Source organism: Dysgonomonas reticulitermitis, assembly GCF_054601275.1.
This window is the reverse complement of the sequence record NZ_BAAHWU010000069.1, coordinates 1-13,187: the sequence shown is the minus strand read 5'-3', so window position 1 is coordinate 13,187 and position 13,187 is coordinate 1. Positions and strand designations below refer to the sequence as shown.

Below are 13,187 nucleotides of genomic sequence, written 5' to 3'. Positions count from 1 at the left end.
TGAAAGAAAATCACACACTTTGTATCACCGTCCACTACAAAGGAACTTGGTCGAAAAATACGGGATAAACCGCTGGAAATCAATATCAGCTATGGCTAGACTGGGAAAGGTACCGTCAAAGTCAGGAGAAAGAGTCCTCGTTTTTCCCAGACAGGGCGCATCTGCCGGATTTTAGCATTTCTATGCACGCTGGCATTGTCGAGCACAACAAATGTTTTTTGATCGATTCCAAAGGAGAACTGTTCGAGGAAACTGACAATTTTCTCGGCATCAATGGATTCACTTGTGCAGAAACCTTCAAAATGGTTATCCCGGTTAATCATACCGAAGATGTTGAGCCTTTTGGCTCTTTCCGAAGCAATATAGATGTTTTCTCCCGGGAACTGCCAGCCATAGGGAACGTAGCCTTCGGTACAGACATGCGATTCATCGCCATAGAAGAGGTTGATTTCTCCTTTGCTATAAAGCGTTTCAAGTTCTTGCAACTTCTGGGTCTTATACCGGTAGAGTTGCGGCGAGGGTACACCCCTTGGACGTTTTCTTATACGTCTATATCTTGCGCCAAGACGGATAAAAAACGTCTGAATGTCAATTAGCTTGCCTCTTTGCCGGAGGATTGCTGCCAGGCTTCCTTGGCAGCACGGACACTTTGTCGATCCGATTCGATGGCTTTGCGAACCGCATCCTCGTCTGAACAATCCATGATGGGCTTGCGCCCCTGTCCCGGACGGGTATATAAGCCTTTGATTCCTTCCGCCTCGAACCGCTTCACCCAGCCATTGACACTTTGGGCTGTCATTTCCGTCTGCTCTCCAACATGGACGGAACTCAGACCTTCCCTCTTGAGCAATACTGCACGGCAACGCATGCGGAAACAGTGGCTCTCCCCGTTGCGAAAGCCAAATGTGAGTTCCTGCCGATCTGATTCGGTCAATGATAATATCTTGATTTTCATTCACTATTACATCTTGTATACTGCGAATATACGACAGTTTTATTATATGTGATATAATTATGAACATTTACTTAAAAGTAAATACTTATCTGAAATTATTTTAACCAAGACATAAAGGGATAATTCCGTTATTTTTTACGTAATTTACAATCCAGTCTCCTACTTCCGATGTAGAGTGGGCTATTCCATCTTTTAGCGAAATATCTTCAGTAACTACTCCTGCATTCATCGACGCTGCTACAGCATTACGTATAAGAGCGCCTTCTTGATGAAGGTCGAAGGCATATTCAAACATTAAGGCTGCTGAAAGAATTGTTGCTAATGGGTTTGCAATGTTTTTTCCTGTTGCTTGCGGATATGATCCGTGTATAGGTTCGAATACCGATGTATGTACACCGATAGAAGCAGAAGGAAGCATACCCAATGAACCTGTAATAACCGATGCCTCGTCAGTCAGTATATCCCCGAAAAGGTTCTCGGTGACAAGCACATCGAAACGTTTAGGCCATTGAATAATTTGCATGGCAGCATTATCGACAAACATATATTCTGTTTCCACTTCCGGGTATTGTTTCTCTATTTCTTGTGCAACTTGTCTCCACAGGCGCGATGTACATAAAACATTAGCCTTATCTACAACTGTTACTTTATTGCGGCGCATTTTCGCATATTTGTAGGCCAGGTGCAGGATGCGTTCCACCTCTTCACGTGTATATACACAGGTATCATAGGCTGTATCGCCATCTTCGCTACGTCCTTGTGGGCGTCCAAAATAAAGGCCTCCCGTCAGCTCTCTGATACACATAAAGTCGGCTCCATCTACCAGATCGGCACGAAGAGGCGATTTATGTATCAATGAGGGGAATGTAGACACCGGGCGGATATTGGCATATAACCCTAATTTTTTGCGCATAGCCAGCAATCCTTGTTCGGGACGTACTTTTGCCGATGGATTATTATCATATTTCGGATCGCCGATAGCTCCGAACAGAACAGCATCGGAAGTCATACATAGCTCATGAGTTCCATCAGGGTAGGGATTGCCAACCTGATCGATAGCCGAAGCTCCAACCAGTCCGTATTCATATGACAGTTCATGTCCGAATTTCTCACATATAGCTTCAGTTACGCGTAAAGCTTGTCCGATTATTTCCGGACCGATCCCATCTCCGGGAAGTACTGCAATGTTTAGTTTCATTATATATTTTTTTATTGTTCTTTTATAAATACCAAGTTGCTGGTATACTGCTCTCTACTTACCTATCGCTTCGCGCCATTGGCATATTAGCACATTAATTAATTTTCGAATTTACTACATTTCCTCTATCATATTCAACATCTTCTCTGTTGCTTTTACAGCCGCTTCGGTCTGGTCGGCATCAAGTCCACGGGTTTTGAATGTTTTACCGTTAAATTCCCATGTAATGACTGTTTGCACCAAAGCATCAGTACGACCACCGGGTGGAATATATACAGCGTAATTGGTCAGAGTCGGAGTTGGTTTTCCCAGCCTGGAATAGATTTTATATAAAGCCTTCGAGAAGGCATGGTATTGCCCATCTCCCGGAGCTGTCCATTCGTGTTCTTGTCCGTCTATTTCTACTTTCACTGTGGCCGTAGGCCGTAGTCCTTTGGTAAGAAGGAAAGCAAAGGAAAGTATCTTGATCCGTTTTTCTTTTTCGTTATTCTTTAATACGTCGGATATGATGTAAGGCAGATCGTCCTGTGTGATTATTTCCTTTTTATCACCTAATTCGATAACACGGTTTGCTACCTTCAACATATCAGCTTCGTCCAGTTCTATACCAAGGGCTTCAATGTTTTTGCGAATATTCGATTTACCGGAGAGTTTGCCCAAAGCATATTCGCGAATCCGTCCGAAACGTTCAGGAAATAAGTCGTTGTAATACAGGTTGTTCTTATTGTCTCCGTCGGCATGGATACCGGCACATTGAGTGAAGACATTATCACCCACAATCGGTTGGTTAGCAGAAATTACCTGTCCTGAATATGATTCGACTATACGGCTGACTTTGTTTATAGCTTCTTCCTTAATAGTTGTTTTTAAGTTCAACTGATCGTGAAATACAGCTATCACACTTGCCAAAGATGCATTGCCGGCACGCTCACCCAATCCGTTCATCGTCACATGCACCCCTTTTACTCCTACCTCGGCGGCAACCATTGTGTTGGCAACACCAAGATCGTAGTCGTTATGTCCATGAAAGTCAAAGTGCAGGTTAGGATAACGGTTTATCATGCGGCGGCAACATCTCCACACGCTGTGAGGATTCAATATACCCAGTGTGTCGGGAAGCATAAACCTTTTTATCGGGAGGTCTTTCATTCCATCCATCATGAAATAGACATAATCCTCGGAATGAATGATGCCATTCGACCAGTCTTCGAGATAAACATTGACTGCAATCCCCATTTTCCGGGCAAGTTCGACTTCATACTTTATGTCGTTAAGATGTTGCTCGGGAGTTTTGCGCAACTGTTCGGTTACATGTTTGTATGAACCTTTTGTAAGTAGGTTTATCGTCTTGCATCCTGTATCTTTTATCCAATTGAGTGATGTGCCCTTGTCTATAAAACCGAGAATTTCGACCTTTTCGATATGACCTGCTGATGTAGCCCAATTCGCAATTTTCTTTACCGTATTGAATTCTCCTTCCGAAACGCGAGCCGATGCTACTTCGATACGGTTGACGCCCAAATCGACAAGCAGCAGGTGCGCTATACTCATTTTCTCCTGAGTGGAAAAGGAAACGCTCGATGTTTGTTCCCCATCGCGAAGGGTTGTGTCCATTATTTCTATCATAAGACTAATTAATAGCCAGTTTAAATTTCATCGAAGGCAGTTATCTATTATATTCCGAACCTTTTCCGTCCAAACATTCCAATTCAGATTACTATTGTATATGTTTTCACATCCCTTTTTAAGCAGAGGTAGTTCATCTTTTTCTATACATTCTTTTATTCTATTAGCAAAACCATCACCATTAGCGGAAAGGTCAAGCCTATAACCATTTTTGCCATTAATGACATAATTGGCAATACCTCCTGTATCGTAAGTGAAAATCGGCAATCCATAAGCACTGGCCTCGCTAAAAGCAATGGCTGAACATTCAGCTCTGGTAGGTAACAGAAGAATGTCCGATTTGGAAATTATCTCTCTCAGTTGTTGATATTCAGAATCTTTGTTTTTGTTTAAAAAGCCAATGGGTTTTATGAAATCATACTTTAAATATTCCTTAGGAGTACCTGTGCCGACAATATATAAATGTGCGTTTATGCCCGATTCATTTAATTTCCTTACACACTCTACAGCTACGTCACCGCCTTTTCTTTTCCATTCTACGCCAAGAAAGAGGATATTCAACGGCCCGTTTGTCTTATTATCCGTATTATTCACTAGTTCTATTCCATCGATATTAGCCCCGAATTCTATAACCGAAATTTTTTCCTCAGGAACGGAATAATATTCGATATACGCTTTTTTAGCCCAGTCCGAGGATACTATAATATGAGTACTGTTTCGGGCTGTTAGTTGTTCTATTTTATTTCCTTCTTTAATATTAAAATCAGATAGATTGAAATAATAATAATTAACCATTAGAGAAAAAGCTGTATCGGAAAGATATACTATTGGTTTATTGGTTTTCAGATACGCTACACAAGAAGACGCAGCCGGTGTAAATATTAGATCAACGGAATCTAACAATTTCTTGTTTGTCTTTTTCGATGATCTTTTGGCAGGATAAGTAAAGTGAGGTGTGAAACTCTTTCCGGAAATCTTACTCATAATCTTTATTATCTTCATATACCTATTGCCCCAAAAGCTCCGTCTTACGGGTATCCAAATAATCTCATGATCCTTACTGAGATTTCTATGGATTTGATATATTGTTCCAGACCAAACATTCTTTTCCAGAGGGTGTTTTGATGTTAAAAAACCAATTTTAGTTTTCTTCATGGTTGTATTTTTTGAAGATTCTATAATATCTGTTCTTCCTCAAATTTCTCCGTCAACTCCTTTTTAGAGAGTAGGTAGTCTATATCATCCAGTCCCTTAAGAAGGCATTCTTTTTTATAAGGGTTTATATCAAAGCTTTCTGATTTTCCGGTTGCATTGTTTGTTATTTCCTGTTTCTCCAGATCGATAGTCAATGTTACTTTCGGATCGGCATTGATGGCAGCAAATATCTCTGTCAAAAATTCGGGAGTAACTATAACCGGCAACACACCATTATTCAAAGCATTGTTTCTGAATATGTCAGCAAAAAAGCTGGAAACGACGGCTCTGAATCCATATCCGGCAATAGCCCATGCTGCATGTTCGCGGCTGGAGCCACTACCGAAGTTTTTCCCTGCGACGAGGATTTTCCCGCTGTATGTCGGATTATTCAACACAAAGTCTGCTTTTGGACTACCGTCTTTGTTGTAGCGCCAATCGGCAAAAAGGTTATCTCCGAAGCCTTCTTTGTCTGTTGCTTTCAGAAAACGGGCCGGTATGATCTGGTCTGTATCCACATTCTCTATCGGAAGCGGAACGTATGTCGATGTTAATGTCTGAAACTTTTCCATAATGTCAATTTGTAAATTAGCGAATTAGCATATTAGCAAATTAAAATGCATCTATTTTCACATTTACTAATTATCTTGATTTAGCTGTTCCGATAATTTTATTAATAATTTTTTGAATAACTTTAATATCTTCTAGTAAGTAATCTATGATAATTAATGCAACATTCTCTTTGTCATCCTGAGGCACGAAGGATCTTGTTCCTTAAAAGCGGAACCGACAAGAGATGCTTCCTATCGTCAGCATGACAAAAACGAAAATTATGTTGTAATAAATACTTTCCATTACTTAATTGAGGATTGAAAGGATAATTTTCTGAACTTTTGCAAAGTAGCAACCAATATTCAGTCTCGTCAGCTTCTTTGGCCGCTATTTTAAGTTTATGTACAAAATCGGATTTACTCTCTCCGTTCTGTGCTTCCCGAACATTTGCTCCAATAGATGTTCCGCTTTTCAGTAATTGATTTGCTATAACATATTTTTTTTCTTGTTCCAATATTTCTACAAAAGAAATAATATCCAAAGCAAACTTAAAGGACAAATCAACTATTACATTTCCCGTTTCCCTCATAATGATTATTTAATTTTCAAATTTGCTAATCTGCTAATTTGCTAATTCTCTCGGATCTGTGATCTTCCCTGTTACTGCCGCTGCCGCTGCTACCAATGGTCCGGCAAGAATAGTGCGTGCGCCCGGTCCCTGACGCCCTTCGAAGTTGCGGTTCGATGTAGAAACGGCATATTTTCCGGCAGGAACTTTGTCGTCATTCATAGCCAGACAAGCAGAACATCCCGGTTGGCGAAGTTCGAATCCGGCATCGGTCAGAATTTTGTCTAGTCCTTCCGCCTTGATTTGATCTACAACCATATGACTGCCGGGTACAAGCCAAACAACGACATTGTCCGATTTCTTTTTGCCTTTCACGAAATTGGCAAAAGTACGGAAGTCTTCAATACGACCGTTGGTACAGCTACCGAGAAATACATAATCGATTGATTTACCTTCTACTTTTTCTCCCGGTTGGAATCCCATATAGTCCATCGATTTTTGGAAAGAAATTCGTCCGGCTTCATCTATTTGTTCAAGTGACGGGATAGAATCGTTTATGGCCATACCCATTCCCGGATTAGTTCCGTATGTTATCATCGGCTGAATATCTGCCGCGTCGAAAGTAAGTTCTTTGTCAAATTTAGCGCCTTCATCTGTTTTCAATGTTTTCCAATAGGCAAGGGCTTTATCCCATTCTTCACCTTTAGGCGCAAATTCACGTCCTTTTACATACGAAAATGTTGTTTCATCGGGAGCGACAAGCCCTCCACGCGCACCCATTTCTATACTCAGGTTACATAGTGTCATGCGTTCTTCCATCGACATATTGCGGATAGCTTCACCTGCATATTCAACAAAGTATCCGGTAGCGCCGCCTGTCGTCAGTTTGGAAATCATATAGAGGGCAAGGTCTTTCGCTGTAACGCCTTTTCCCAACTTTCCGTTGAATGTGATACGCATTGTTTTCGGACGTGATTGGAGGATACATTGAGTAGCTAATACCATTTCTACCTCACTAGTCCCGATACCAAATGCGATAGCTCCAAATGCTCCGTGAGTAGACGTATGGCTATCCCCGCATACGATGGTCATACCCGGTTGAGTGAAACCATTTTCAGGCCCGATTATATGTACCACACCATTCTTTTTATTTCCCAGTGCATACAATGTCAGTCCAAACTCTTGGGCATTTTTGGATAATGTATCCAATTGATTTTTTGAAATGGGATCTTTTACCGGTTGGTCTTGATCGATTGTAGGGGTGTTATGATCTGCTGTTAGCGTTGTTTTCTCCGGGCGGTACACTTTTAGCCCTCTGGCCCTGAGTCCGTTGAAGGCCTGGGGACTCGTTACTTCGTGACAGAAGTGACGGTCAATATATAACTGAGTAGGGCCGTCCTCTACAGAAGACACTACATGGGCATCCCAGATTTTGTCGAATAAAGTTTTCATACTTAAAATTCTATTTTTGTTGATCTATTGTTACTTTACAAATTTATTGACAGCATTGATGAATGCTTCTGCTGAGGCGGCTATAATATCGGTATTGGCCGAAAAGCCATAATAAACCGCGCCGTCATGTTCCACTTGCATATGTACTTTACCGGTATCATCACTGCCTCTGTTGATGGCCTGTATTAGAAATTCTTCAATAACAGTCTCTCTGCGTATAATTTGCTTGATTGCTTTTATCGCGGCGTCTACCGGTCCATTTCCCGAAGCAGACGATTCGAATTTTTCACCCGCGATATCCAGCCCTACACTAGCAACACTGCGAATGCCGATGCCGGAAGTCACTTGGAGGTAATCCAATTTGATGCGATGCATTTTGGTAGTTTCTTTTCCGGCCAAGATCAAAATATCTTCGTCTGTGATGTCTTTTTTGCGGTCGGCCAGTTCGAGGAAACGCTGATATAATTCTGCCAATTGGTCTTCATCCATTTCTATACCTAGCAGGCTTAACCTGTTTTTTAAAGCGGCACGCCCGCTACGGGCTGTGAGTACAATCGCATTGTCGTCTATACCGACATCTTTGGGGTCGATGATTTCGTAAGTAGACAAATGTTTCAATACCCCGTCCTGATGTATTCCCGATGAATGGGCAAATGCATTCCGTCCGACAATTGCTTTGTTCGGTTGCACAGGCATGTTCATCAGGCTCGAAATCATCCTGCTTGTCGGATATATTTTTTGTGTGTTGATATTTGTATCTATCTTCAATTCTTTGTGGCTTCTTATTGCCATTACAACTTCTTCCAGAGAAGTATTTCCTGCGCGTTCGCCTATACCGTTTATTGTAACTTCTACCTGACGCGCGCCATTTAATACACCCATGATTGAGTTTGCTGTAGCCATACCCAAGTCCTGATGGCAGTGTGTCGATAAAATGGCATTTTTCATATCCACATTATCCATCAGGTATTTTATCTTGGCTCCATACTCTGTTGGAAGGCAATATCCTGTGGTGTCCGGAATGTTTACCACGGTGGCTCCTGCGTTTATCACAGCTTGTACTACACGTGCCAGATAAGCATTGTCGGTACGGCCTGCGTCTTCAGCATAAAACTCTATATCTTCCACAAAGCGTTTGGCATATTTTACACAAGCAATGGCGCGTTCGAGAATTTCATCTTGAGTTGAGTTGAATTTATGCTTAATATGATATTCAGATGTTCCTATTCCGGTGTGGATGCGTTTCTTTTTAGCATATTTAAGAGCTTCTGCCGCTACTTCTATATCTTTCTCTACGGCACGGGTAAGAGCGCATATTGTGGGCCAAGTTACAGCTTTAGATATTTCAACTACCGAGTTGAAATCTCCCGGACTGGATACAGGAAAGCCAGCTTCGATAACATCAACACCGAGCGATTCGAGGGCTTTGGCTACTTCTATCTTCTCGATTGTGTTTAACTGGCAACCTGGTACTTGTTCCCCATCTCTCAACGTGGTATCAAAAATAAATAACTTGTCCATAACTTTTTTAATTGAATTACTGAAGTATATAAAAAAACCTTTCTCATCTACGGCGAGTGAGAAAGGCTCTAGTTTTTATTTATTATTAAAAATACTACATAGCAATGCTCACTCTAAATATCTCCAGAGCAGAATGAGTGAACTAATAATACTATGCGATTTCATTAAATTATTTTTTAATTGAGTGACAAAGTTATTTTATTTTTTTAGAAATACAAATAAAAAGATTGCTTTTTTGCCTTTTTGTGACGATTTATTCAATTTAGGCTTTTTAGAAGATAAAACCTATCTTTGTCGGATCAAATTTTTTAGAATGACAACTGTATTTAAAGAATATCTCGACAAACATAATTATTCGAATTTCGACCTGAAAGCCGTTCTTTTCGATATGGATGGCGTGTTGTACGACTCTATGAAGTGGCATGCCAAATCCTGGAAAGAAACAATGGATCATTTCGGTATCCCCAGTACGTCCGAAGAGTTCTATTTGTATGAAGGGATGGTCGGTAGCCATACTATCAATTATCTGATGAACAGAGAAAAGGGCAGGGATGCTGCATCTCAAGAAAAAGAAAGTATATATAAACTGAAAACGGAATTGTTTTCAAAATATAATGATGGCAGCCTGATTCCTTATGCTTACGATTTTGTAAAAAAAGTACATGATGAAGGTTTGATCTGTGCTGTTGTTACAGGTTCGGGACAACCGACGCTTATAAATAAGCTGGAATATAATTTTCCATCCCTGTTCGAGAAAGAGCGAATAGTTACTGCGTTTGATGTGAAGAATGGAAAACCTCATCCCGAACCATATCTGATGGGATTGGCAAAGGCCGGGTATCTGAAGCCAAATCAAGCTGTGGTAATAGAGAATGCACCAAGGGGCGTTGAAGCCGCTGTGGCTGCCGGTATTTTTACTATTGCAATTAATACGGGGCCAATGCCTGATAGGGTTTTGGCTGATGCCGGAGCTGATATTGTTTTACCGTCAATGAAAGCGTTATTCGATAATTGGGATGAATATAGGAAATCACTAATCTAATATGATTGAAGAAAAGAGTATTTTTGATGAATCTTTTTTGCCTACTCGATTAAAGAGGCAGAATTTCAAGTTAGCGATTGTAATTTCGCTTGCTTTGATAATAATTCCGATATTGGGTATCGCCTATATCTATATAGTGAACGATCCTATAGGTAGTGCTTTTGTATTGGCTGGGATACAGCTTATTTGTTATCCTCTTGTTATTATTCAGATGTTATGTTTACATAAATATCTGGGCAATTTCTTAAATGGAGAAAAAGCCCAATATTTTATGAAATATCTGATTGCTGCTACAGCAGTGTTTTTTATTTTAACTTGTATCGCTACATATATAGGCTTTGATGCAGAGCCTTATACAATTATAATATACCTTATTCCTCAATTTCTTGTAGGCTGGCAACTGGTTAAAATAAATACGAAAGGAAATGATTTTGTCGGCGGATTCTCCTTTTTGGGGCCTATGATGTGTACATCAGCTATACTTATTCCTCTTATTATCCTAATTCCTGTTTTTGTTGGCTATGTATTTTTTAAAGCCAATAGACATGCAGACTTATATGGCTTTAGAAACGACTGATTAGAAATGCCAGTTGAAACCGAATGTATATGTGAGTTCGGCAAACCAAAAGGCTTGGTGAGCCTTGTCGTCTGAAGATTTGGTCGTTCTGATACTTGGCATGTTTATAGTTACAGTTTAATAACAAAGACTGAAATATAAAGTTCGTGTGAGCTGAAATAAAAAAAGGCATCTCAATTATGAGACACCTTCCTCTGTACTTTATGATTGTTTTTATTAACCTACTTGTACAATCAGAAATTTAGAAATACTCCAAAATCTCTTATAGTCAGTTATTTTGATAACAACATTGCCTTTCGCATCTTTATCCAGTGTATAACTGTCGCCAGGATGGTCGGAGAGTAGCTTCGCTTTTTTATCGTACAAAGGAATGCTTTGCGTGTCGCGTATGTCTACTTTGATGAATTTGCTTTTTTCAATGCTTTCTTTCAATATTTTAGGAGATGCAAGGAATCCGCCGGAAACAACTTTCGCTTCTTTCAATTCTTTGCTGGTGCCAAACATATAATAAGCAGTATTCAGTTCTTTATCCTGTTCCTTTATTTTCGCTGCTTGTTCGGCTGTTTGCGAAGACAAAGTTTCCACATTTTCTGTCAGAGACAATACATCTGTTTGTAGAGAAGCTATTTGTTCATCACGGATAGCTAAAGAAGCTTGTAGTTCCGAAATAGTGTTGGCTCTTTCTACAAGTTCCGTATTCAGACGCTCGATAGTCGCTTTCAATCCTGCATTTTGACCTGAACTAGATTTCAATCTTTGATTCAATTTGTCAATATCAGCTTTGTTCTTTTTCAGGATTTCATTAATCATTTCAAAGTTGTCTTTGACACGAGTCTTGGTGTCGTTTGACATTTCTCCTTTATTTTTCGATTCAATGGTCAGGAATTTTTCGGCTTCTCTGATCTGCTTGAAGTTTTCTTCGATATCGTTTATAAGACTGTTCATTTCAGCTAACTCAGTATTGCTTTGACCGACTATTTGCATTAGAGAGTCATTCTCAGCCTTTAAGTTCTTATATTCATCCGAATTTTTTACATTACACGATGCTAATGCGGCTAAGCAAAAGCATCCAACGATTAACTTCTTCATATACAAATATTTAATTGTTAGATTATACTCTTTTTTAGTTATTCATTTTTTCCAGAGACTATTATAACAAACTCACCCCTCGGTTCGTTCTTTAAAAAGTGTGATATTAATTCTTTTAGCGTTCCTCTTATTGTTTCCTCATATACTTTCGATATCTCACGGCATGCAGCGGCGTATCTTTCTTCGCCCATATATTCTGCCAGTTGCGTCAATGTTTTCAATACCCTGTGGGGCGATTCGTAGAGCACTATTGTACGCGATTCTTCAGCTAATATTTTCAACCGGGTCATTCTTCCTTTTTTCTGAGGGAGGAAACCTTCAAAGCAAAATCTGTCACTTGGTATGCCCGAAGAAACCAGTGCCGGAACAAAGGCTGTGGCTCCCGGTAAACATTCTACATCGACACCCTCTTTAACGCACTCCCGCACTACTAAAAAACCGGGATCAGATATACCGGGGGTACCGGCGTCTGATACCAAAGCAATATTTTCGCCTGCTTTCAAACGATCGATTATATGCGCTATTGCCTTGTGCTCATTAAACTTATGGTAAGATTGCATTTTGTTTTGTATATCAAAATGCTTGAGAAGAATTCCGGTAGTACGCGTGTCTTCTGCCAGAATCAGAGATACTTCTTTCAGTAGCCTTATAGCTCTTAAAGTGATATCCTCCAAATTACCTACAGGTGTAGGTACAACATATAATTTTCCCATTTTTTATCAGTGTGCAACACAAACAGCACACAAATATAATAAGATTCTCACAAAGTCAGTCAAAATTTAGAAGAATAGAGTATGTGTTTGGTAATTAGAATTGTTCAGCGTTGTTTCGTTTTATTCTTCCGACGAGCGAAGTAAGAAATTACTTATTGTCTGATAATAATAGGGTCATACGGCAAATTATCGATTTTGTGCTATTTTATTATCGATTTTGTGTTACTATTTTATTAAAATTTAGTTTAATTTTGAAACGTTAACACCAAAACGTAAGTTTTATAAAATATCATATCTTTCTTGATTATATATTATATAAATCAAAGCACACAATTGATAGCATTTAATGGAAGAAGCCAAACAAAAACATAACAAACTTCGCAGATTATTTCCTTCTGGAAATTTGGAAGTTACCCTTATTTTATTAGAGAGAGTAATATTATTTCTTATTTTCAAATATATAAGGTCATTTTTTTCCGAAATGGCTCTGGCCGGTTTGATCTTTCCGATGAGAAAGGATCAAACCGGCTTTCGTTTTCACAATTTTGTTCAATCACGACCTGATAGAATTTTTATTAACCTGAGTTCCGTTTAAGAAAATCAATAAGAAAGTTGGTAAGTAAGAAATAATTTTGTATCTTTATAGTTGATAATCAATAAATTAAACAAATATATGAGCTTACTTACCAACGATAAAATT

The 13,187-nt window shown here is 39.5% G+C and carries 12 protein-coding genes; 2 read left to right on the top strand and 10 right to left on the bottom strand.

What is annotated here, in order from left to right:
• Nucleotides 1-95 precede the first annotated feature (95 nt).
• The 8 genes from ACYPZI_RS14685 to ACYPZI_RS14650 all read right to left on the bottom strand — a co-directional run bounded on the left by ACYPZI_RS14685 (nt 96) and on the right by ACYPZI_RS14650 (nt 9,066).
• Nucleotides 96-1,022, bottom strand: coding sequence for a transposase (locus ACYPZI_RS14685; protein ID WP_459602912.1), 927 nt, complete (start codon nt 1,020-1,022; stop codon nt 96-98).
• Between the two features lie 33 nt (nt 1,023-1,055).
• A complete protein-coding gene (leuB, locus tag ACYPZI_RS14680; protein WP_459602910.1) occupies nt 1,056-2,153 on the bottom strand; it encodes a 3-isopropylmalate dehydrogenase in 1,098 nt (365 codons plus the stop codon).
• A 114-nt stretch (nt 2,154-2,267) separates the two neighbouring features.
• On the bottom strand, nt 2,268-3,779 hold the full coding sequence (locus ACYPZI_RS14675; RefSeq protein ID WP_459602908.1) for an alpha-isopropylmalate synthase regulatory domain-containing protein: 1,512 nt from the start codon (nt 3,777-3,779) through the stop codon (nt 2,268-2,270).
• A gap of 27 nt (nt 3,780-3,806) precedes the next feature.
• Entirely contained in the window at nt 3,807-4,763 is a 957-nt protein-coding gene (locus ACYPZI_RS14670) for a glycosyltransferase (protein ID WP_459602906.1), read from the bottom strand.
• 191 nt (nt 4,764-4,954) lie between these two features.
• Nucleotides 4,955-5,545: a 3-isopropylmalate dehydratase small subunit gene (gene leuD / locus ACYPZI_RS14665; protein ID WP_459602904.1), complete on the bottom strand. Its 591-nt coding sequence runs from the start codon at nt 5,543-5,545 to the stop codon at nt 4,955-4,957.
• A gap of 173 nt (nt 5,546-5,718) precedes the next feature.
• Nucleotides 5,719-6,114 carry a four helix bundle protein gene (locus ACYPZI_RS14660; RefSeq protein ID WP_459602902.1) on the bottom strand — a complete coding sequence of 132 codons (396 nt, stop codon included), beginning with the start codon at nt 6,112-6,114 and terminating at the stop codon, nt 5,719-5,721.
• A 33-nt stretch (nt 6,115-6,147) separates the two neighbouring features.
• Nucleotides 6,148-7,545, bottom strand: a complete 1,398-nt coding sequence (gene leuC, locus ACYPZI_RS14655; RefSeq protein ID WP_459602900.1) for a 3-isopropylmalate dehydratase large subunit — start codon at nt 7,543-7,545, stop codon at nt 6,148-6,150.
• A gap of 30 nt (nt 7,546-7,575) precedes the next feature.
• The gene (locus tag ACYPZI_RS14650; protein WP_459602898.1) at nt 7,576-9,066 is read right to left on the bottom strand and encodes a 2-isopropylmalate synthase; all 1,491 of its coding nucleotides are present in this window, start codon (nt 9,064-9,066) and stop codon (nt 7,576-7,578) included.
• A 313-nt stretch (nt 9,067-9,379) separates the two neighbouring features.
• Here ACYPZI_RS14650 and ACYPZI_RS14645 point away from each other — a divergent pair, with 313 nt between their 5' ends.
• Both ACYPZI_RS14645 and ACYPZI_RS14640 read left to right on the top strand, forming a co-directional pair.
• Entirely contained in the window at nt 9,380-10,108 is a 729-nt protein-coding gene (locus ACYPZI_RS14645; RefSeq protein WP_459602896.1) for an HAD family hydrolase, read from the top strand.
• 1 nt (nt 10,109) lies between these two features.
• The gene (locus ACYPZI_RS14640; protein ID WP_459602894.1) at nt 10,110-10,685 is read left to right on the top strand and encodes a hypothetical protein; all 576 of its coding nucleotides are present in this window, start codon (nt 10,110-10,112) and stop codon (nt 10,683-10,685) included.
• A 216-nt stretch (nt 10,686-10,901) separates the two neighbouring features.
• Here ACYPZI_RS14640 and ACYPZI_RS14635 read toward each other — a convergent pair whose 3' ends face one another.
• Together ACYPZI_RS14635 and rsmI are read right to left on the bottom strand one after the other, a co-directional pair.
• The gene (locus ACYPZI_RS14635) at nt 10,902-11,774 is read right to left on the bottom strand and encodes a Cbp1 family collagen-binding glycoprotein adhesin (protein ID WP_459602892.1); all 873 of its coding nucleotides are present in this window, start codon (nt 11,772-11,774) and stop codon (nt 10,902-10,904) included.
• Nucleotides 11,775-11,812: 38 nt separating this feature from the next.
• A complete protein-coding gene (gene rsmI / locus ACYPZI_RS14630) occupies nt 11,813-12,487 on the bottom strand; it encodes a 16S rRNA (cytidine(1402)-2'-O)-methyltransferase (protein WP_459602890.1) in 675 nt (224 codons plus the stop codon).
• Between the last annotated feature and the right edge of the window lie 700 nt (nt 12,488-13,187).